The organism is Paenarthrobacter sp. NPDC056912, from assembly GCF_042786555.1.
Classification (GTDB): domain Bacteria; phylum Actinomycetota; class Actinomycetes; order Actinomycetales; family Micrococcaceae; genus Arthrobacter.
In genome coordinates this window covers 202,919-223,488 of the sequence record NZ_JBHUCD010000004.1, presented here as the reverse complement: position 1 = coordinate 223,488, position 20,570 = coordinate 202,919, and the positions used below count along the sequence as shown (strand labels likewise).

The 20,570-nt window shown below is 64.1% G+C and carries 20 protein-coding genes; 3 read left to right on the top strand and 17 right to left on the bottom strand.

Annotation, left to right across the window (positions count from 1 at the left end; genetic code table 11):
- Positions 1-31 precede the first annotated feature (31 nt).
- From ACFRJ9_RS06460 to ACFRJ9_RS06440, 5 genes are all read right to left on the bottom strand, one after another.
- A complete protein-coding gene (locus ACFRJ9_RS06460) occupies positions 32-2,869 on the bottom strand; it encodes a DNA translocase FtsK (RefSeq protein ID WP_377665623.1) in 2,838 nt (945 codons plus the stop codon).
- 75 nt (positions 2,870-2,944) lie between these two features.
- Positions 2,945-4,636 (bottom strand): ribonuclease J, encoded by a 1,692-nt coding sequence (locus ACFRJ9_RS06455; RefSeq protein WP_377665621.1) that lies wholly within the window; start codon positions 4,634-4,636, stop codon positions 2,945-2,947.
- Between the two features lie 27 nt (positions 4,637-4,663).
- Positions 4,664-5,575, bottom strand: coding sequence for a 4-hydroxy-tetrahydrodipicolinate synthase (gene dapA, locus ACFRJ9_RS06450; protein WP_377665619.1), 912 nt, complete (start codon positions 5,573-5,575; stop codon positions 4,664-4,666).
- A gap of 58 nt (positions 5,576-5,633) precedes the next feature.
- Positions 5,634-6,497, bottom strand: a complete 864-nt coding sequence (locus tag ACFRJ9_RS06445) for a carbon-nitrogen hydrolase family protein (protein WP_377665617.1) — start codon at positions 6,495-6,497, stop codon at positions 5,634-5,636.
- Between the two features lie 9 nt (positions 6,498-6,506).
- Entirely contained in the window at positions 6,507-6,842 is a 336-nt protein-coding gene (locus tag ACFRJ9_RS06440) for a hypothetical protein (RefSeq protein WP_377665615.1), read from the bottom strand.
- 95 nt (positions 6,843-6,937) lie between these two features.
- Between ACFRJ9_RS06440 and ACFRJ9_RS06435 the strand changes: the two genes are divergently transcribed.
- Complete coding sequence (locus tag ACFRJ9_RS06435; RefSeq protein ID WP_377665613.1) at positions 6,938-8,173, top strand: heparan-alpha-glucosaminide N-acetyltransferase domain-containing protein; 1,236 nt, start codon at positions 6,938-6,940, stop codon at positions 8,171-8,173.
- Here the strand turns inward: ACFRJ9_RS06435 and ACFRJ9_RS06430 are convergent.
- The 9 genes from ACFRJ9_RS06430 to ACFRJ9_RS06390 are packed head-to-tail and all read right to left on the bottom strand — an operon-like array spanning position 8,149 to position 15,727.
- Positions 8,149-8,637, bottom strand: a complete 489-nt coding sequence (locus tag ACFRJ9_RS06430) for a tetratricopeptide repeat protein (protein ID WP_377665611.1) — start codon at positions 8,635-8,637, stop codon at positions 8,149-8,151. The two genes, ACFRJ9_RS06435 and ACFRJ9_RS06430, sit on opposite strands and share 25 nt — an antisense overlap.
- Before the next feature lie 4 nt (positions 8,638-8,641).
- Complete coding sequence (dapB, locus tag ACFRJ9_RS06425) at positions 8,642-9,400, bottom strand: 4-hydroxy-tetrahydrodipicolinate reductase (protein WP_377665609.1); 759 nt, start codon at positions 9,398-9,400, stop codon at positions 8,642-8,644.
- Positions 9,401-9,441: 41 nt separating this feature from the next.
- Entirely contained in the window at positions 9,442-9,897 is a 456-nt protein-coding gene (locus tag ACFRJ9_RS06420; RefSeq protein WP_377665607.1) for a molybdenum cofactor biosynthesis protein MoaE, read from the bottom strand.
- A complete protein-coding gene (locus ACFRJ9_RS06415; RefSeq protein WP_377665605.1) occupies positions 9,887-10,390 on the bottom strand; it encodes a MogA/MoaB family molybdenum cofactor biosynthesis protein in 504 nt (167 codons plus the stop codon). Before ACFRJ9_RS06415 ends, ACFRJ9_RS06420 begins: the two co-directional genes overlap by 11 nt.
- Positions 10,387-10,926, bottom strand: coding sequence for a cyclic pyranopterin monophosphate synthase MoaC (gene moaC / locus ACFRJ9_RS06410; RefSeq protein ID WP_377665603.1), 540 nt, complete (start codon positions 10,924-10,926; stop codon positions 10,387-10,389). The genes ACFRJ9_RS06415 and moaC overlap by 4 nt, the downstream gene beginning before the upstream one ends.
- Positions 10,914-12,140: a gephyrin-like molybdotransferase Glp gene (glp, locus tag ACFRJ9_RS06405; RefSeq protein ID WP_377665601.1), complete on the bottom strand. Its 1,227-nt coding sequence runs from the start codon at positions 12,138-12,140 to the stop codon at positions 10,914-10,916. The genes moaC and glp overlap by 13 nt, the downstream gene beginning before the upstream one ends.
- 56 nt (positions 12,141-12,196) lie before the next feature.
- Positions 12,197-13,786: a molybdopterin-dependent oxidoreductase gene (locus ACFRJ9_RS06400; protein WP_377665599.1), complete on the bottom strand. Its 1,590-nt coding sequence runs from the start codon at positions 13,784-13,786 to the stop codon at positions 12,197-12,199.
- Positions 13,783-15,006 carry a sensor histidine kinase gene (locus ACFRJ9_RS06395; protein WP_377665597.1) on the bottom strand — a complete coding sequence of 408 codons (1,224 nt, stop codon included), beginning with the start codon at positions 15,004-15,006 and terminating at the stop codon, positions 13,783-13,785. The genes ACFRJ9_RS06400 and ACFRJ9_RS06395 overlap by 4 nt, the downstream gene beginning before the upstream one ends.
- Positions 14,996-15,727 carry a response regulator transcription factor gene (locus tag ACFRJ9_RS06390; protein ID WP_377665595.1) on the bottom strand — a complete coding sequence of 244 codons (732 nt, stop codon included), beginning with the start codon at positions 15,725-15,727 and terminating at the stop codon, positions 14,996-14,998. The genes ACFRJ9_RS06395 and ACFRJ9_RS06390 overlap by 11 nt, the downstream gene beginning before the upstream one ends.
- A gap of 136 nt (positions 15,728-15,863) precedes the next feature.
- On the opposite strand from ACFRJ9_RS06390, the gene moaA reads away from it, so the two are divergent.
- The gene (gene moaA, locus ACFRJ9_RS06385; RefSeq protein ID WP_377665593.1) at positions 15,864-16,994 is read left to right on the top strand and encodes a GTP 3',8-cyclase MoaA; all 1,131 of its coding nucleotides are present in this window, start codon (positions 15,864-15,866) and stop codon (positions 16,992-16,994) included.
- A 4-nt stretch (positions 16,995-16,998) separates the two neighbouring features.
- Positions 16,999-17,265 carry a MoaD/ThiS family protein gene (locus tag ACFRJ9_RS06380; RefSeq protein WP_377665591.1) on the top strand — a complete coding sequence of 89 codons (267 nt, stop codon included), beginning with the start codon at positions 16,999-17,001 and terminating at the stop codon, positions 17,263-17,265.
- 242 nt (positions 17,266-17,507) lie between these two features.
- Here ACFRJ9_RS06380 and ACFRJ9_RS06375 read toward each other — a convergent pair whose 3' ends face one another.
- From ACFRJ9_RS06375 to ACFRJ9_RS06365, 3 genes are all read right to left on the bottom strand, one after another.
- On the bottom strand, positions 17,508-17,963 hold the full coding sequence (locus tag ACFRJ9_RS06375) for a hypothetical protein (protein WP_377665589.1): 456 nt from the start codon (positions 17,961-17,963) through the stop codon (positions 17,508-17,510).
- A gap of 111 nt (positions 17,964-18,074) precedes the next feature.
- Positions 18,075-18,608, bottom strand: coding sequence for a hypothetical protein (locus ACFRJ9_RS06370; protein ID WP_377665587.1), 534 nt, complete (start codon positions 18,606-18,608; stop codon positions 18,075-18,077).
- Complete coding sequence (locus ACFRJ9_RS06365; RefSeq protein ID WP_377665585.1) at positions 18,605-20,563, bottom strand: alpha/beta hydrolase; 1,959 nt, start codon at positions 20,561-20,563, stop codon at positions 18,605-18,607. Before ACFRJ9_RS06365 ends, ACFRJ9_RS06370 begins: the two co-directional genes overlap by 4 nt.
- Positions 20,564-20,570 lie beyond the last annotated feature (7 nt).

The window sequence follows — 20,570 nt, the reverse complement described above, 5'->3', positions numbered from 1 at the left end:
GCTACCGTCTTTGGGGTTGCCGTCTTTGGGGTTACCGTCCGGTGAGCGACCAAGCGTCCTCGCCGCCGTCGTCGTCGTTCGGGCCGTCAGAGCCGTCGTAGTACTCGATGGCTTGGGTGCGGTTGTCCAGGTCGGCCGCCACGAGGTCTTCGGCATAGCCGCCGACGGCGATGTTGGAGTTCGCATTATCACTCAACGCCGCGGTGTGCGCGTCCGGCGCGGCCGGCGATTCCTGGCCCTTCATGGCAGCCAGGACCGCAGCGAGATCGTCCGGCTTGACCAGGACGTCCCGGGCCTTGGACCCTTCGGATGGGCCCACTACGCCGCGGGACTCCAGAAGGTCCATCAGGCGCCCGGCCTTGGCGAAGCCCACACGGAGCTTGCGTTGCAGCATTGATGTTGAACCGAATTGGGTTGTGACCACGAGTTCGGTCGCCTGGAGCAGGACTTCGAGGTCGTCTCCGATGTCGTCGTCGATCTGCTTCTTGGGCGCCTCGGCAGCGACGTCGTCACGGTAGACAGCCTGCAGCTGTCCCTTGACGTGTTCTACTACCTTGTGGATTTCAGACTCGGTGACCCAAGCACCCTGGACGCGCATCGCCTTGGAGGCACCCATAGGCAGGAAGAGGGCATCACCTTGGCCGATGAGCTTTTCCGCACCGGGCTGGTCGAGGACAACCCGCGAGTCCGTAACGGATGACGTCGCGAAGGCCATGCGTGAGGGCACGTTGGCTTTGATCAGGCCCGTCACAACGTCCACGGACGGGCGCTGCGTTGCGAGGACCAAGTGGATGCCTGCCGCACGGGCAAGCTGGGTGATGCGGACGATCGAGTCTTCAACATCGCGCGGCGCCACCATCATGAGGTCGGCGAGCTCGTCCACGATCACCAGCAGGTAGGGATAGGGCCTGATGACCCTCTTGGAGTCAACCGGAGGAACCACCTTGCCGGCCCTGACCGCCTTGTTGAAGTCGTCAATGTGCTTGTAGCCGTAGTTGGCGAGGTCGTCATAACGGGCGTCCATTTCACGGACCACCCATTGCAACGCTTCTGCGGCCTTCTTGGGGTTGGTAATGATGGGCGTGATGAGGTGCGGAACGCCCTCATAGGCCGTGAGTTCCACGCGTTTCGGGTCCACCATGACCATGCGGACCTCGTCCGGAGTGGCGCGCATCAGGATGGAGGTGATCATGGAGTTCACGAAGCTCGACTTACCAGCGCCGGTGGCACCGGCCACCAGGAGGTGGGGCATCTTTGCGAGGTTGGCCACCACGTAGCCGCCCTCGACGTCCTTGCCCACGCCCATGACCATCGGATGGTCCGTACGACGGGCATTTTGGCTGCGCAGCACGTCGCCCAGCGAGACCGTTTCGCGGTCCGTATTGGGAATCTCGATTCCAATGGCGGACTTGCCTGGAATCGGGCTCAGGATGCGTACATCGCTGGAAGCGACAGCGTACGAGATGTTCTTGGACAACGCGGTAACGCGTTCAACCTTGGTGCCAGGAGACAATTCGATTTCGTAGCGCGTCACGGTCGGACCACGGCTGAAGCCGGTCACGGCGGCGTCCACGTTGAACTGCGTCAGGGTGTCAGTCAGGGCAGCGACGACGGCGTCGTTCGCTTCCGTGCGCTCCTTCGGAATGGAGCCCGGCGTCAGGTAGTCCGAGGCCGGCAAGGTGTAGGTGACATCCCCGGCGAGCGACAACTGTTCCGTGCGCTGCGGGATGGGCGTGGGCGGTGGCGGCGGCGTCGCCGGGCGGGCCGGTACCTGGGCCACGGTGGGTGCGGTCATCTCCGGAGTGAGTACCGGAATGGCTTCGGTGGGGTTGTCGATGCCGGGCGTGGCACCGCCCAAACCCTGCGCGGCCTTGATCTTCCCGACGGCGATCTCCGCCTGTGTGGGGCGACGTACGCCAGGCGGAACGCGCGGTTCGGACGCCGCCGGAGTTTCGTCGTCGTCGACTATGGCGTGCTCGAACGCCTCGTCCCCCACGTAGCCTTCCAAGCCGGCGTCGGCGTCGTCGTCCTTGCCGAAGAACCGCATGCGCTTCTTCTTGGGCTTGGCGGCGGCCTGGTTTCCGTAAAGGTAGCTGCGGTCATGGGCGTCCTTGCCGGACTCGTCCATGAGGTCAACGCCCATGAGGTGCTCATAAGCTCCGCGGATACGGGAAGGAATGGCGCCAAACGGGGTGGCCGTGACGATCAGCAGTGACACGAAGGCCAAAACTCCGTAGAGGATGACCGGGACTGCCACGTGGATGGCTGCCAAGGGCGCGGCCGCGAGGAAACCAAGCATGCCGCCGGCCCTGCGAAGGCCGTCGAAACCGTCCGCCACGGTGGGCAGTCCACCAATGACGTGGGCAAGTCCCGAGCCGGCGAGGGTCATGATCATGAAGCCGATGCCCACGCGGTTGTTGCCGCGGCCGTCCTGTGGCTTGCGGAACAGCCGGAAGGCGCAGACGAAAAGCATGAAGGGAAGTACCAGGGACATCCACCCGAACGTGCCGTTGACTACGCTGTAGACAGCGTCGGGGAGCCAACCGGTCAGCCCCCACCAGGCGAAGGTGGCTATCGCGACGCCCAAGACCAAATTGAACAGGGCCGCCCCGTCCCGGCGATCCGCCGGATCGAGGTCGCTGACGTCCTGGCCGATGCGCCGCACCCCGGCACCGACCACGTGTCCGATCCCCTGCCAGGCGCCCGCAAGCATACGCAGCGGCAACGGAGCATGGGGCTCTACGGCGGCAGCTTGCTTGGTGCGGGCAGCGCTGCCCCGACCGGTCTTGGCTGTGGCTGCGCCCCGGCCTGTGCCGCCGGATTTACTGCTGGAGCTGCCTCGTGGCGTGGAGGAAGTACGGGTCGCCATAAGTGCCACGCTACCCCAAGGGGGCCCGAAATCCGCGGATTTCAGGCCCCCTTGGGTATTCATGTTGCTGGCGGACTACGTCTCGAGGACCACCGGGATGATCATGGGGCGTCGACGGAGCTTGCGGTTGACCCACGTACCGATGATCCGGCGTACCACCTGCTGCAATTGGTGGTTGGTGTGGTCTGCGTGGTTCAGCACCGCTTCTTCGAGCGCGGCGTTGATTTTGGGAATGATCTCGTCAAAGACAGAGTCGTCCTCGGCTACTCCGCGTGCATGGATCTCCGGGCCGGACACGATCTTTCCGGTGGTGCGGCTGATGACCGTGATGACGGAAATGAAGCCCTCATCCCCCAGGACGCGGCGGTCCTTGAGGTCGGCGTCGGTAATTTCGCCAACGCTGGAACCATCAACGTAGACGAACCCGACCTCCACCTGGCCAACGACGTTGGCCTTGTGATCCTTCAGGTCAATGACCGTGCCGTTGTCGCTCAGGATGATGCCCTCTGAAGGCACCCCCGATTCCAGGGCAATGTTGCCGTTGGCGATCAGGTGGCGGGTTTCACCGTGCACGGGCATGGCGTTCAAAGGCTCGAGGATGTTGTAGCAGTAGAGCAGCTCGCCGGCGGCTGCGTGTCCTGACACGTGGACCTTGGCGGTGCCTTTGTGGATCACATCGGCGCCGAGCTTGAGAAGGCCGTTGATGATGCGGAACACCGCGTTCTCATTGCCCGGGATGAGGCTGGAAGCCAGAATCACCGTATCGCCCTTGCCAACGATCACTCGGTGGTCCCCGTTGGCCATCCGGGAGAGTGCGGCCATTGGCTCACCCTGCGAGCCGGTGGACATGAGCACCACTCTGTCATCTGGCATGTTGTCGATGTTCTTGATGTCCACCAGGATGCCCGGGGGCACGTCGAGGTACCCCAGCTTGGCTGCGATGGCCATGTTGCGCACCATGGATCGGCCAACGAAGGCAACATTGCGGCCATGCTTGGCCGCGGCGTCGAGGACCTGCTGCACGCGGTGGACGTGGGAGGAGAACGACGCCACGATGATGCGCTTCTTGGCCTGACCGAACAAACGGTCCAGGGTGGGGCCGATTTCCTTCTCGGCCGTCGTGAACCCGGGGACGTCGGCGTTGGTGGAGTCTGCCATGAAGAGGTCCACGCCTTCTTCGCCCAAGCGGGCAAAGTGCCGGAGGTCGGTAATACGTCCATCCAGCGGCAGCTGGTCCATCTTGAAGTCGCCCGTGTGAAGCACGGTGCCGCCCTCAGTGCGGATGAACACAGCCAAGGCGTCCGGGATGGAGTGGTTGACGGCCACGAATTCACATTCGAACGGACCGAACTGCTCCACTTGGCCCTCGGTCACCGTGAGCGTGTAGGGCTTGATCCGGTGTTCCTGCAGCTTTGCCTCCACTAGGGCAAGGGTCAGCTGGGATCCGATCAGGGGGATGTCTGCCTTGAGGCGCAGCAGGTAGGGAACAGCACCAATGTGGTCTTCGTGGCCGTGGGTGAGCACTACGCCCACGACGTCCTGCAGTCGGTTCTCGATGTAAGAGAAGTCCGGCAGGATCAAGTCGACGCCAGGTTGCGTCTCCTCGGGGAAGAGCACGCCGCAGTCAACAACCAGCAACTTGCCGTCGATTTCGAAGACCGCCATGTTGCGGCCAATCTCCCCCAGTCCACCAAGCGGAACGATCCGCAGCGTGCCTTTCGGCAGTTTCGGCGGAGTAACCAGTCCAGGAAGGGCGGTTTGGGTCATATTGTGCTACTTTCCGGCGGAACCGTCCTAGACGTTGAAGTCCATTCCGGCTTCGGCCAAATCCCCGCGGATGATTTCGATCTCAGCCTCGTCCGGCTCCACGAGGGGCAAACGGACAACCGAGTTGGGCAGGACTCCCTGCCACTTGAGAATCTGTTTGGCGGCTACTGCGCCTTGGACCCGCGTCATGGTTGCACGCACTACGGGTTCCAGTTCAAAGTTGATGGCCCGCGCGGTGGCGAGGTCGTTGGCGTTGACGGCATCGATCAGCTCGCGGAAGCGGCGCGTGGCCACGTGGGTGGTGACACCCACCAGGCCGGCGGCGCCGAGGGCCATCCACTGCAAGGTCAGTCCGTCATCGCCGGAGTAGAAAACAAGGTCAGTCTCCGCCATGACCCGCGTGGCCGCGGCGAAGTCCGCCTTTGCGTCTTTGACTGCCACGATGTTCGGGTGCTTGGCAAGGCCGATCATGGTTTCGGGGGCGATCGCTATGGAGGAACGGCCCGGAATGTCATAGACCATGACGGGCAGGTCCGTTGCCGAAGCGATGGTTTCGAAGTGCGCGCGCACGCCTGCCTGGCTGGGCTTGTTGTAGTAAGGGGTGACGATCAGGAGACCATCGACGCCTACCTCTGCCGCGCGCTGGGAGAGGTGTACAGAGTGGGCGGTGTCATTGGTGCCGGTCCCGGCGATGATGGCGGCCTTGCCTCCGACGGCTTCTTTGACTGCCCGGAACATGCCGAGGTTTTCATCATCGGTAAGGGTGGAGGTTTCTCCGGTGGTGCCGGTGACAACGAGGCCATCGCAACCGTCCTGTACCAGCTTCTCTGCCAGCGCAGCGGCTTGGTCGTAGTCGACCTTGCCGTCCTCGGTGAAGGGGGTGACCATCGCGGTCAGGAGGGTACCAAGGGCGGGAATGTGGGCGCGCGAGTCAGACATAAGAAAAACGTTACCCTGTCACGGGCTCGTTACGGGAATGGGTTCCGCGTGATGGTCGTCATCTGCCGCGATTGGGCCTGTAGCCGTCCAGGCTGCTTCCATCCAGCGTGGACACAACGATTTCGGTTCCGTTGCCTCCTGCACGAGCCCCGGCAAGTCCATCCGGGCCCCAGGTTCCGCTGCGACCACAGGACTCGCCCAACGGCGTATGCCCGCCAAGGTTGGCCAAGAGTCCGAACATCCGGTGGTCCATGGAACGCTCACCCAAATGGAGGCCGAGCCGGGTTTCTTCACCACCGACGTAGAGGGCGGACACCGCGTACACGTCGGCGCCCGCTCCGGCCGCGGCTGCCGCATGCGACGGGTGGGCGGCGTCGGCGCAGACGGCGAGCGCAATCCGCCATCCGTCGATGACGAGTACTTCAGGGCCGCCTCCCGCAACGAAGAGTTCCTGCTCGAGTCCATGCAAATGCGTTTTGAAGGCCGGGAGGACCGAGGCATCCGGACCAACGATCAGGGAGGCAAGCCGCTGGGTGGTGTCCTGTTCGCGCAAGGCGGCACCGACGATGGCAGTGAGGCCGAGGCGTGCGCAGATGTCCCGCAGGGGGCCAAGCCGGGGGTCGTCCTCACAGAGCCAAGGCGAGGGCTCTCCTGCCGCTCCTGCGCGACCCCTGAGCTCCTGGAGCTCATAGCCCGTCAATGAGAGCTCCGGGAACAGCACCAGGCGTGCCCCGTCTGCGTGCGCTTGCTGAATGAGCCTTGCGTGGGCGTCAACATTGGCCCTGACGAGGTCGCCCGTAGCGTCAGGACCAACGGCTTGGTATTGGATTACAGCGACGGTCAGCGTTGGGGCAACAGATGGCGTTTGCCCGGGAGCGACGTCGGCGGCAGTGGTCTTAGTGGCGTTCAACCCGGCAGTCACCCGGCCATACTATGCGGGCCGGCGGGTTCGCGCTGGTTCCTCCGCGCAGTACCGGGCGACGGCCTGCTCCTTGAGGTGCTCGGCCCAGGTTACAAGCCGCTGTGATGCGCGGACGTACTCGAACAGCTCCAAGGGTGTCAACGCTTCCAGGTCCGCCTCTGAGAGTCGCCTGGCCAGCTCCGGCCCGGGCGCTTGCTCAGCGAGGGCTGTCCCCTCCTGGCGCCATTGGACATCCTCGGGCGGCTCCCCTGCCACGAGCTGGCGGAACAGGAAGTCGACCACACCGGGACTCATCGCCTTCATGGGGCCGTTCAACCCCGCCGGCGTGTTTGGAGCATCGTTCATGCAGTCATGGTATTCGAACATATATTCGAAGACAAGGTCTGTTGTCCCAAGACCACTGCAGTCGCATTTCCGATCCCGCATGAGACGATCGCACCATGACTTCGCACGAGACGGCGCCTCCCCGGAAATCGCCTGGCGGCCGCGCAGTCTCCACGCGTTTGACCGGCATCGATGCGGCCAGGGGCGCTGCACTGCTGGGCATGATGGCCACTCACCTGATGCCGACGTTCGGACCATCCCCGAGTTGGGACCCCACGTTCGTGGGACTGGTGTTTTCCGGGAGGTCTGCCGCGCTCTTCGCTGTGCTGGCCGGAATCGGACTGGCGCTCAGCACCGGCAAGCAGGAACCACGCAGCGGGAAGGACCTCTGGGCGGCCCGGAGCGGAGTGTCCATGCGCGCCTTGGTGATTGCCGTCGTCGGACTCACCCTGGGGGCCTTGGACGTCAACATTGCGGTGATCCTGGTCCACTACGCCGTCTTGTTCCTGTGCATCCTGCCATTCCTTGGCCTGCGCCTCAAAGCACTCTGTTTCTGGGCCGTTGGCTGGGTGGTGGCGTCGCCGGTTGTGGCTTTCCTGGTCCGGCCCTTCCTTCTCGACGCAACTCCGCCACTCCAGTTGGGACACAACCCCAGCGGGGAGGACCTGGAGACACCCGGACGCCTCGTGGCGGACCTGTTCTTCACGGGCTACTACCCCGTCTTCCAGTGGATCTCCTACCTCTTGATCGGGCTGGCGATCGGGCGATTGGCGCTAACGACGGCGAAGGTGCAGCTCTTGCTGCTGACGTGCGGAACCGCCGTGGCCGCAGTGGCCAAGATCACTGGAACATTGGCAATGGAAGCGTGGGGCGGCAGGGCTGCCCTTGAGTCCCTCCCGGGCACACGTGGCTATCCGCTGGAAAGCATGCTCCAAGTCAACCTCACGGGACTGCAGCAGGTGGATTCCTGGTGGTGGCTTGCCACGGCAGCGCCACACGCCGGCACCACGTTGGACCTGCTGCACACCTCCGGCGTTGCTGCGGCAATCGTGGGGTTGTTCCTCTTGCTGGGGCGTCTGGCCGAAAAAGCCAAAGTCAACTTCCTGCTGGTCCTGAGCGGCCCGGGGGCCATGACTTTGAGCCTCTATTCAGCCCACGTTTGGGTTGTGTCCGGCTTCACCAACCAGCCGCTACCGGCCGGGTGGACGGACGAAAGCGTGTACTGGACGCAAGCCCTCGCCGCGGTGGGCATCGGTGTGTGCTTTGCGCTCCTGCGCAGGCGAGGACCGCTCGAGTGGCTGGCGCACCAGGCGTCGACCCTGGGCAGCTACCGGCCGGCCGCGGTGGGCTGAGAACGGAAAAGCTTCACGGCGTCCCGCATGGCTTCGCGGGCACGTTTGCGATCCCCTGAGGCGTCATAGGCACAGCTCAGCCGGAACCAGGAGCGCCAGTCTTCCGGTGCGGCCTCAGCCTCCACGCGGTATTTCTCGAACTCCGCGTCGGCGGCAGCGCGGACAATCCGGCCCCCGGGAGTTCGTGGCAAGGTGTCCACAGGCAGCCCGCCTTCGGCTTCCAAAACCTTGGCCATTTGCTCGGTACGGGCCCCGAAAAGGAGTTCGCGGATCAAGGCCCACGCTCCAACGATCGGGAGGACCAGATACGCGGCCCCGATGCCCTTGGCTATCAGATTGGGGTCGCCAAGCAGCAGGAATGAGCGCTGCACGGACACCACCAAGTAGAGCACCAGCAGCAGGGTGATCGCTCCGACCCAGATCTTGGTGCGGTTCTTCTTGAATGAAGCCCAGAAATTTCCCATGATCCTAGAGCCCCAGATCCAAGTAGCCGTCAAGGCCTACTGTGAGCCCCGGGTGCGCGGCAACCTTACGAAGCCCCAGCAGGACACCGGGCATGAAGGAAGCCCGGTCGAAGGAATCGTGGCGCAAGGTCAACTGCTCGCCCGGGCCGCCGAAGAGGACTTCCTGATGTGCCACCAAGCCACGGAGCCGCACGCTGTGGACTCGGACACCGTCCACGTCACAACCGCGCGCTCCATCCAAAGATGATTCGGTGGCGTCGGGACTCGCCGGGACGCCTGCTTCCTGCCGGGCCTCAGCGATCAGCTGTGCCGTGCGTACTGCCGTGCCGGAGGGCGCATCCACTTTGTTCGGGTGGTGGAGTTCGATGATTTCCACGGACTCGAAGTACTGCGAAGCCTTGGCCGCGAAGGCAGACGCCAGCACTGAACCCAAGGCAAAATTGGGGGCAATCAGGACACCGGTTTCCGGCTTCTGATCCAAGAGTTCCCGCAGTGACCCCAAGCGCTGGGCGTCCCATCCGGTGGTCCCCACAACAGCATGGATCCCGTGCTCCACAGCGAACCGGACGTTGGCCTCGGTGGTGTCCGGAACAGTCAGGTCAACAACATACTGTGCACCGGTGTCCAACAGGGTCTCCAGGGAATCGCCGCGGCCAAGGGCAGCAACCAGCTTCATGTCGTCCGCCGCTTCAACGGCTTTAACGGCTTCAATTCCCATACGCCCGTGGGCGCCCAGCACTGCAACAGCAAGTTGTTCGGTCATGCCATTAACCCTACCGCCGGGCCGGGCCCGGGCAGGAACCGTTACTCCCCTGCACCCACCCACTCAACAGTGCCGTCAGCGAAGAACTGTTCCTTCCAAATCGGCACTTGGGCCTTGATGCGGTCCACGAGTTCCGAGCATACGGCGAAGGCCTGGCCACGGTGGGCGGCCGCGACAGCGCAGACCAGTGCAGGGTCGCCGATCTCCAGCATGCCGATGCGGTGGGCGGCCCAGATACGGACAGGCTGATCGGCTTCGCCGGAGTGTTCAGCGACCAACTGTGCCACGACGTCCGACATGACCTGATGGGCCGTGGGATGGGCGCTGTAGCTGAGCCGGTCCACAGCCTTGCCGTCGTCGTGATTGCGAACCACCCCGCTGAAGCTGACTACGGCCCCGGCGGTATCCGACTCCACCGCAAGGATGGCTTGGTCCACAGAGATGGGCTCGGAGCTGAGGACAGCGCTGACAATCTCGAAGTCCGTTTCAGTGCCCATGGCTTCCTTCCAATTGTTCGCAGAGATGGCTGATCACCGGGTCCAGGACAGCCAACCCGTCCATGACGCCTTTCGGGGAACCGGGCAGATTGATGATGAACGTTTTTCCTGCCGCTCCGGCGTGACCACGGCTCAACATCGCCATGGGGGTTTTGGCGGTCCCTGCACGACGTATGCCCTCCATGATGCCCGGAATCTCCCGGTCCAGCAGCGGCAGCGTCATTTCCGGAGTGCGGTCGTCCGGGCTGAGTCCGGTTCCACCACTAGTGATGACCACGGCGGGTTCCTGCGTCAGGAGCGCCCGCAAGGCAGCGCCTACGGGCTCACCGTCCGGCACCACCATGGTGGGAAAAGCATCGAAACCATGTTCGGTGAGCCAGTCAAGGATGATCGGCCCGGTCTCGTCCGCGTAGACTCCTGCCGCCGCACGGGTGGACGCAATCACCACCCCGGCCTTCCGCGGCCCGTGGCCGTTCGGCTCACAAGCGCTCATGCTCCGGCCTTCGTTGACGATACTCCGCTGCCTGCAACCCAGTCGCCGCTCTTCCCGCCGCTTTTGGCCAGCACTCGGATGTCTGTCAGCACAGCGTGCTTGTCCACAGCTTTGATCATGTCGTACACGCTGAGCGCAGCAACCGACGCTGCAGTCAACGCTTCCATTTCGACGCCGGTCACTCCCCTGGTCTTGACAGTGGCCAGGACTCCCACGCTGTCAGTGCCAAGCTCGAAGTCCACCGTGACCTTGGAGATCGGCAGTGGGTGGCACAACGGAATCAGTTCAGGGGTCTTCTTGGCCGCCATGATCCCTGCAACGCGTGACACGGCGAGCGCATCGCCTTTGGGCAAACCCCCAGCGCCCAGGAGCGCCAGGACTTCAGGCGTGCTGCGGACAGTGGCCGTCGCCGTCGCCTCACGCGTGGTGACAGCCTTCTCTGAGACGTCAACCATCTGGGCACTGCCGTCCTGCCGGAGGTGGGTCAGGCCCGCGGGGTCTATTGGGGTTCCGGGAGTTTCGTTCACAGCGTCCATACTTCCACTTCGGATCCCTTGGGCAGTTCCGTGACGTCCCCGGGGACCTGCACCAAGGCATTGGCCCGGGCCAGGGCATGAACAAGGTGCGAGCCTGCGCCGCCTTCCATCCTGACTGTGCCGTCCGCATCCAGCGTGCCTCGACGTACTTGGTGCTTGCCCGCCGGGGATGTCAGGGCCTCGGCCAAGCGCGCCAGCCGTACGGGCCGCAACGCGGGAGCCCCCAGGACCTGAGAAAGGGCCGGCCTGAGCAACATCTCGAAGGAAACGAGGCAGCTGACTGGATTTCCCGGAAAGCCGAAGAAAGGTATGTCATCGAACCTGCCCAGGCCCTGCGGCCCACCTGGTTGCATGGCGACAGGCATGAAGTCCACTGGCTGGTGGGACATGGCCTGGCGGACTACTTCGTACGCGCCTTTGCTCACTCCCCCGGTGGTGACAATGAAATCAACGGGCTCGTCCTGGGACCCCGTGTGATGACGCAGGAGCGTAAGCAGGCTGGACGGGTTGTCATCGGTGATTCCAGTGCGAATCACGTCGAGGCCCGCCTCGCGCATGGAGGCCTCCAGCAGCGTCCCGTTGGAGTCGTAGATCTTCCCTGCGGTCAGTTCTTGTCCCGGTTCAACCACTTCATCGCCCGTGGTGACCAGCAGGACGCGCAAAGCCTTGCGGACTTCGACGCTGGTCAGGCCGAACGCGGCCAGCAGCCCCAGCTGGGCCGGACCCAATAGCGTCCCCGCAGTCAGCGCCAACTCGCCCTGGCCAATGTCGCTGCCGACGTCCCGGACAAAGGTGCCCGCTGTAACAGCCGGCAGGTAGACCACAGCGCTACCGGCCGCAGGGTCGGGGAACACGTCAGGGGTGGCCTTCTCGATGGGTACGACGGCGTCGGCCCCCTCGGGAATCATGGCTCCGGTCATGATGGGGGCGGCCATGCCGGGGTTGAGCGGTGCCGGAGCGGCACCTGCCGGAACGGGCGCCGCTACCCTGAGCTCCGCGCCGTCGTCGGGGATGTCCGCAGAACGGACGGCAAAACCGTCCATCTGCGAATTGGCGAACGGCGGCAGCGAGCGAGGTGCGCGGACATCGACGGCGAGCGCCCTGCCCAGCGCGTCCAGCAGGGGCAAGTATTCGTTGTCTTTGGCGGCGACGACGCCCGCCAATAATTCCGCGACTGCCTGGCGGTGGGCTGCAACAGTTCCGGGCACGGGCATCCTCCTGTGGACACTTTCGGGGTCCGGGAAATTCCCGACGTACCCAGAGTAAGTCCTCAAGACACCTTGACGTTGACGGTGTGATATCCCGTGGCTCCGTCTGGAGCTACCGCGGCGCGGTCTTCGGTCTGCGGACTGCCCGTGGAGTCGGTGGCCCGCACCTGGACCTCATAATCGCCGGCACCGAGGTCCAGTCCCAGCTGCCACTGGTACCAGGTATCTGTGGAGATGGCGCTCGCCAGGGTGGCCCGCTGCCATGGCCCCCTGTTGACGCGAAGTTCCACGCGTTCAATGCCCCTGTGCTGGGCCCAGGCGACACCACCGAACTGCACAGTCCCATGCGGAACGGTCCGGCCACTGCGGGGAACGTCGATGCGCGATTGTGTCTTGATGGGTCCGTGGTCGCTCCAACCGCGAGGCGTCCAGTAAGCGGTGTCGTCGGCGAAGCGTGTGACTTTCAGTTCGGTGAGCCACTTGGTGGCGGAGACGAATCCGTACAGTCCCGGCACGATCATGCGCACGGGGAATCCGTGTTCCAGCGGAAGCGGTTCTCCGTTCATGCCCACGGCCAACAGCGCGTCCCGGTCGTCTGTCAGGGCTTCCAGCGGCGTGCTGGCGGTCCAGCCGTCGTTGCTTGTGGAGAGCACCATGTCCGCACCGGGTTTCGGTCCGGCCATGGCCAGCAGCTCCCGTACGGGCCAGCCGAGCCAGAGGGCGTTGCCGATGAGGTCGCCACCAACATTGTTGGAAACGCAGGCGATGGTGATGTGCCGTGCTGTCATGGGTTTTGCCAGGAGCGTGGCGAAGTCGATTTCGACCTCCCGATCCACCATCCCTGTGACCTTGAGTTTCCAGGCAGGCGGGTCGATCGCTGGAACTGTGAGGGCGGTGTCGATCCTGTAAAAGTCGGCGTTGGGGGTCACCAAGGGGCTGATGCCTTCGACGGACAGGGAGGCTCCGGCGGGAATGGCTTGCGGCGGGGCTGCAGGGTCCGGAAGAGTCATCGAACCCCGGAATCCGGACGCCACAGCGGTTGCCCGTGTCAGGACCGTTGTCACTGCCCCGGCCACGACGGCCGCGATGGAAGTGCCGGCCAAGGCATTCAGGAAACTCCGCCGGGCCATCGGCGCACGTTCGCCGTCCAGGTGGCGGGATGTTTCTCCGGCCGGAGACCACGTTGCCAGCCGCCGTATCAGCGCCCGCAGAAGCAGCATCGTCACTACCGCCGCCACTATCGGGGCGAAGGCCGCCTGAGGCGTTGCCTGCGCCCGGGTGACGACGGCGGTCAGCCCGGCCACGCCGGCCAGTCCGGCAAGCGCCAGGCCGACCCCGGTTCGACGACGCTCCAAGACACCGGCGAGGGCCGCCAAGATCGCGGCGACGATGCCAATGGAGGCCACCAGCACGATCTTGTCAGCGGTGCCGAAGAGTTGCACGGCAAGGTCCTTCACGCCGGGGGGAACAGCATCGATCACCACGCCGCCAAGGGCCGTCACGGGTGAAACCAGGGGGCTCAGCAGGCCGGCAGTGAGCTCGCCGGCCGCGATTCCCGCCGCACCCGAGGCCACCCCGGCAGCCGCTGCCCATTGTCCAGGCCTGCTCCTGGCGCTCCGCGGCTTCGTCGTGCTGCTTGCCGGGGTGCTCATGGGGTGCCTCCAGGGCTGTCGTCTGCTGAAAAAACTGTGGCGGCGGGGACGGCGTCCGCCGGGAGGGATCCGGCCGGGAGCGACAACGCGAAGCGGCAGCCGCCGTCGACGTTGTGAACGGTGACCACTCCCCCGTGCGCCTTGACGATGCCCGCCACCATGCTGAGGCCGATGCCTGCGCCGCTGTGGCTGCCGTGCAGCGCGTCGGAGCTGCCGCGGGAAGGGTCCTTCTGCCAACCGGTTTCAAACAAGTGCGGCAGGTCCTCCTCAGCGATGCCGCCACATTGGTCCTGGACCGCCACCACGGCGTTGCCGTTGTCGCGGCCAACGCTGATGTGGACTTCTGTATCCGGGCTGCTGTAGATAACGGCGTTGAGCAGCACGTTCCGTACGGCCCGCGCAAGGCTCGGACCGTCGGCCACCGCCATGCACTCTCGGTTCCCTCCGCCGTCGAGGGTGATCCCGCGTTTGGCCGCCAGCGGCGCCAGATCGGAGATCGCGTCGCTGACCAGGTCATAAAGATCCAGCGGTTCAGCGCGCATGCGCAGGCTGCCGGCTTGGATCTTGGACAGCTCAAGGAGGTCGTTGACCATGGCCGTCATTTGCTCCGTCTGCCCGATGATCTTCCGGTAATAGCCTTGGACGTCGGCGGCCATGCCGTCCTCAAGGGCTTCGGTCATGGCGCGCATGCTGGCAAGCGGGGTGCGGAGGTCGTGCGAAATCCAGGAGACGAGTTCCCGGCGGGCTGTCTCAATAGCAGCTTCACGATCCCTGGATTCAGCCAGGCTGCGGCTGCTGGATTCCAGTTCCTGGGCAAGTTCGGCAAGTTCGGAGGTCATGGCCGGAGCGGCTCCGCGCCCCGTGGCGATGCTGTGGTCCAGAGTCTCGCCACGTCCCAGCCGGCGAGCGGCATCCACCAGCCTGGCCGCGTTGCGTGAGACACCCGCGCCGAGCATAAGGGACAGGGCTACTGCCACTGCCGATGCCATGGCAAGGATGTACCACATGACTTCGAGGTCCCGGGCAGAGATGAACATGGCGTTGAAGGCGCTGACCATGCCCGCCACCAGCACGGCAACCGTCGCCAGCACCACCAGGCAGATCTGCGTGAGCACCGATGCCCGCCGAAGAACCCTCAGGAGCACCAAGGTGACACCGCCAATGACCACGGCCCAAGCGAGGACCCAAGCAAGGATGGTGATCAGTTCATTACCCTGCATGCCCCTCGCCCTTCGCCTCGAAACGGTACCCGACGCCCCACACGGTCTTGAGCAGTTCAGGCTTGGTGGGATTGACTTCGATCTTTTCGCGGAGGCGCCGGACATGGACGGTGACCGTGGAAAGATCCCCGAAGTCCCAACCCCACACGGCCTTGATGAGTTCCTCGCGGCTGAAGACCTGGTTGGGCCGCCGCATCAGGAATGCCAGGAGGTCGAACTCGCGGACCGTGAGCGCCAGCGGAGTTCCCCTGTGGGTCACCGTCCGTGAGGCAGGATCAAGAGCGAACCCCGCCAGTTCCACAGGCGGCTCCGGAGCGAACTCCTTGACGCTCCGGCGCAGTACGGACTTGACCCGGAGGACCAGTTCACGGGGAGAGAAGGGCTTGGTGACGTAGTCGTCCGCTCCCATCTCCAGGCCCAGGATGCGGTCGTCCTCGGTCCCTAGCGCCGTGACCATGATGACCGGGACACTCATGGTCAACCGGAGTCGTCGGCACACCTCCACACCGTCCAGCCCCGGGAGCATGCGGTCAAGTATCACCAAGTCTGGTTGGCGCGCCGCCGCAACGCGCAGCGCCGAGAAACCGTCGCCGGCCACGTCTACTTGGAATCCGGCCTTGAGGAGGTAGTCGCGAACCACATCGGCGATGGTTTGTTCGTCCTCCACCAGGAGGATGCGGCGGTTGCCCGGTTCCGCAGAGGATGCCGTAGATGTGGTCACGCTTTCAGCATAGGTACGCCAGCGGTGTGCGGCATCCAATTCCAGTACCTTCGGGGTAAGCGTACGAAATCCGTAAGAACTGGCTGTGACTGTATCCGGTATCACTGATCGAGCCAGGGTGGCGTAGCCTGATTTTATGACTGTTCAGCTGGGCATGCCCGTGCCCCCTTCGGGCGGCAGCACAGGAAGCAGCGCTTCGGTACCGCCGCCGCGCCCTGCCGGCACGCCTACAGGGCTGTGGGACTCCTATGGTCGACGAGCAACTGACATGCGCCTCTCCCTGACGGATAAGTGCAATCTGCGTTGCACTTACTGCATGCCAGCGGAAGGTCTGGAGTGGCTGTCCAAGCAGGCCGTCATGACCAAGGATGAGATCGTCCGCATCGTGCGCATCGGTGTGGAAGCCCTGGGCGTCCGGGAACTCCGACTCACGGGAGGCGAGCCCTTGGTCCGCGCCGACCTTGTGGACGTCATCGCCGGCATTCGCTCAGACCACCGGGATCTCCCGATCTCCATGACCACCAACGGCGTGGGCCTGGACAAGAAGGCTACAGCGTTGAAGGCCGCAGGCCTCACCCGGATCAACGTTTCGCTGGACTCCCTTCACGAGGAAACCTTCACCAAACTCACCCGACGCCCCTTCTTGGACCGCGTCCTCGCGGGAGTGGATGCCGCGTGGGCCGCTGGATTGGGTCCTGTCAAGCTCAACGCGGTGCTGATGCGCGGCATCAACGATGCCGAATCGCCGGACCTCCTCGCATGGGCGTTGGGCCGCGGCTACGAACTCCGCTTCATCGAGCAAATGCCCCTGGATGCCGACCACGGATGGACCCGGCGCAACATGATCACGGCCGCGGAGATCCGCGAACTGCTCTCCCGCGACTTCGTGTTGAGCGCGGATCGCCGGGAACGTGACGGCGCCCCCGCCGAACGATTTGAAGTACGACGCCGGGACGCGGTTTCCGGTGAACCCTCCGGTGAGGTTCTGGGCACAGTAGGCATCATCGCGTCAGTCACTGAGCCGTTCTGCTCGGACTGCCGCCGCACCCGCATCACCGCCGAGGGCAAGATCATGAGCTGCCTGTTCTCCCGCGAAGAGTTCGACCTCTTGGGGCTTCTCCGCGAAGGGGCCACCGATGCCGAACTCGCGGAACGCTGGCAAGACGCCATGTGGGTCAAGCCCAAAGCCCATGGCATGGACCACACCGGTCTCGGCGCCGCGGACTTTGTCCAGCCGGACCGCAGTATGAGCGCAATCGGAGGCTGAAACCTTGCTTGTCCGTTACTTCGCTGCTGCGCGCGCCGCCGCAGGTGTCGAGGAGGAACACCATGTACTTCCAGAAGGCACAAGCCTGAAGATGCTGCTGGATGTCGCCCTCGCCGTCGAACGGCCCTTGCCGCCTGAAGGCACCCCCACCCTTGCCAGGATCGTGGCAAGGAGCAGTTTCCTCCGTAACGAGGTAGCGGTGCGGGATCACACGGCTCCGCTCGGAGCGCAGGACGTCATCGATGTCCTGCCGCCTTTCGCGGGGGGCTAGGAGTTCTTTGTTGCCGCGGGCCGGCAGCTGAAGACTTCCCCGCAGCATCAATGATGTCCGGGAACACGTCCTCGGCGCTCCGCTCCCCCGGACCCCGGCTCGCCTTGCTGTTCACCATTCTCTGAGTTCTTGCCACACCCTGTCATCACCAAACACCCCACCGTGAGTAGCACCACCAAAAAACGTTCAGGGCTGAGCAGGATTTTGGGGCCGAATGGGCGGCGGCGGGACAAGCCAGCCATTCAGGTGGTCTTCTTCCTAGCGGCCGGGTCCAAGGTGCACTCGCCCATCACCATGATGAGACTCCCGTTGGGTGTGGGTGAGAACTGCACCAGCATGCCCCTGGGTGTTCGTGCGTTGATTTGGACCCCTGTTGCGGGCTCGCCGTCGTCGAAGATGTTTCCAATCTTGTAGCCCTTGGACTCCCAGTGGGCCTTCATTCGTTCGACAGCGGCCTGCGGATCATCGACGGGACCGCCCTTTATCTGGCGCTGATACAGCCGGCCATCGGCCCGTGCGTGTACCCCGCAAGGTTCTGACACGTAATCCGCTGTGTCGTTACGGTCCCACCCGGGCCATGTCGTGCCAGAGCGCTGAACTGTGTCCTCCATCGCGTCCATAAATTCTGTGAACACCTCCTTGGCGCTTCGCTCGCCAGGTCCTGGCTCGCCTTGTTGCCCAGCGTTCGCTGAGTTCATGCCGCATCCTGTCATCACCAAGCACCCCGCCGTGAGTAGCGCGATCAAAAAGCGTTCAGGGTTGCGCGGGATTTTGGGGTCGAATGGGCGGGGTCGGGACGAGGGACCCACTCAGGTGGTCTCCTTCTCAGCAGCCGGATCAAGAGTGCATTCACCAACCACCTTGATCAGGCTCCCTTCGGGAGTGGGTGAAAACTGAACCAGCATGCCCCTGGGCGTTAGTGCGTTGATTTGGACCCCATCTGCTGGATTGCCGTTGTCGAAGATGTTTCCAATCTTGTATTCCTTTGCCTCCCAGTGGGCCTTCATTCGTTCCACAGCAGCCGCCGGATCATCAACGGGGCCGCCTTCGATCTGTGTCTGGTAGGCCCGGCCATCGTCCCGCTTATGAACCGAACACGGTGGCGGGAAGAAGCCAGCCGTGTGATTACGGTTCCAGATAGGCCAATCCGTGCCCGAGTGCTGGACTGTGTCGTCAATAGCATCCATGAAGTCCGTGAACACCTCCTCGGCGCTTCGCTCGCCAGGTCCCGGCTCGCCTTGCTGACCATCATTCGTTGAGTTCATGCCGCACCCGGTCATCATCAAACACCCCACTATCATCGATACCAACCACGTTTTGCGATTGGGTTTTGTCGTCGTCATTTGCTCCGCTCCTTGGCGAGTTCTTCCGGGGTGAGATCGCGTTCGATCAGGGGCCCGTTGGGGTAGTCCATGCCGCCGTAGCCGGGCTTCTCTTCGTGGCGGAGCGGGATCAGTTCCTTGATCAAATGTCCACGCCCGGTGGAGGTCAACGCGATGTTATGGGCGGACTCGGTCCTCGGGTCCAGGTAGCCGTGATCGCTGGTGGCGGCGAAGACGGTGTCAGCGCTGTCTGGTACTGCCCATCCTTTGGCATCGTGCCCGGTCGTTCTTGTGTAAACCGTGCCAGTGTCCGGGTCGTAGCCGCCTTCGGAGGAGAAGTTCTTGCCCCCGAACCAGTCATCGGTGGGATTCCACCGCCCTTCCCGGCCCCTGAGCCCACTGCCGACGATCCCCAACGGGGCGACCCGGTCCTCACTGGCCGCGGTCACATACACCTCGGGCTGCCCGGCCGGGTCTTTGGCCACGTGCAGGTCCGCGGCCGAGCCGATCTCCCGCCACTCGATACCCGCCGACCCGAAAAACGTCGCCGTAGCCACCTCATGCTTGGTTGCCTTGAGCGCGTACGAGGCCGTAGTGGTCCCGTAGGAGTGGGCCACGACGTTCAACCGCGGCCGCTCGTGGTCGTCCGCCCCGGTCGTGCGGGTGTCGGTGAAGCCATCCAACGCGGCGGCGAGTTTAGCCCCGCCAGCTTTGGCCAGCTCGGTCGACAACACCTCGCCGCTCGGTGGCTCCTCCGGACTGTCATACCCAACCCACGACACAACGGAATTGGACTCTTTGTCCTTACTGATTAGATCGGCAAACACCTGCCCGTCATAGAGGTCCTGGGCTGATTTTGTCCATGATTCCAGCCCGTCTGCCACGGTGGTTTTCATGCCCGGGACGTTCCAGGTCACGTTCGTGGCGGTGTCCAGATCCCCGATCGCAACCGCCACCAAGGGTTTGCCGTTCTCGTCCGGGGTGAAGGACACGATGCTCCGCGGGGGCGCCAGCAACTTGTCAGCGGGCTTAAGCGCTTTGTAGATGACCTGCAGCGCGGCCTTGTCCTCCGCCCTGGTCCGGGGGTCCTTGAACACGGCATTCAGGTTGACCCGGTTCGCTTTCGCCCTGGCCTTGTAGGGGATCCCGTTCAGGTTTCCGATTACACCCGGTGCGGCGACCATCAACGCGGCCTGCTGTTCCGGGGACAACCCCGCCCACCACTGCTGCACCTGGTCCACCGGCGGAGGCACAGTGAGGCCGGAGCGAAGGAAATCGGCTTCGGCCATCCCGTAGTCAAGCAACTGGCCCGGCGTCAGGGTCTTCAGCAGCGCCAGCATCTCCAGCGACCCGGCGGCACCGGCCTCTGGGGCGCTCTCCAGATACCGCAGCCGGGACCGGGTCCGGTCCACCGCGACGTCCGTCACCATCCCGGCGTCGTAATACGCCGGTACCGGACCGTCCGCCGGAGGCACGCTGTTGATCCGGCGGGCGCAATCGTTCTCGGCCTGCTCATGCTCGGCCGCCAACGAACGGACACGCCGTTGCAGATCGTCGGCCTCGTAAGCCACCGCCGTACCGCTCATCGAGGCCGAACCATCACCCATACCCTCCATGAGCGCCACCCGCTCCAGGTACTTGTCCCGCTCACGGTAAAAAACCTCGATCTCATCCAGCAGCAACCCACGGCGCCGGTTCAAATCCCGGACGGTGTCCGCGTAGCCCAGCAACGCCCGGTACACCACCACCACACCCGTCCGGAGCGCCTCACTCACTTGCACGGGCTTCCCGAACGCAGCCACCAGCTCCGCCGCTTCCGGAGCCCGGTACACATCCGCCAGGCCCGACCATTCCGACGCCGCAGCCTGCACCACATTCACAACACCCTGCGCGTGTTCCAGCAACGGAACCGCAGCTTCCTCCAACGCCGCAGGATCCGGCCACCCCTCCACCACCGATGTATCAATCTCATACATGACCGGG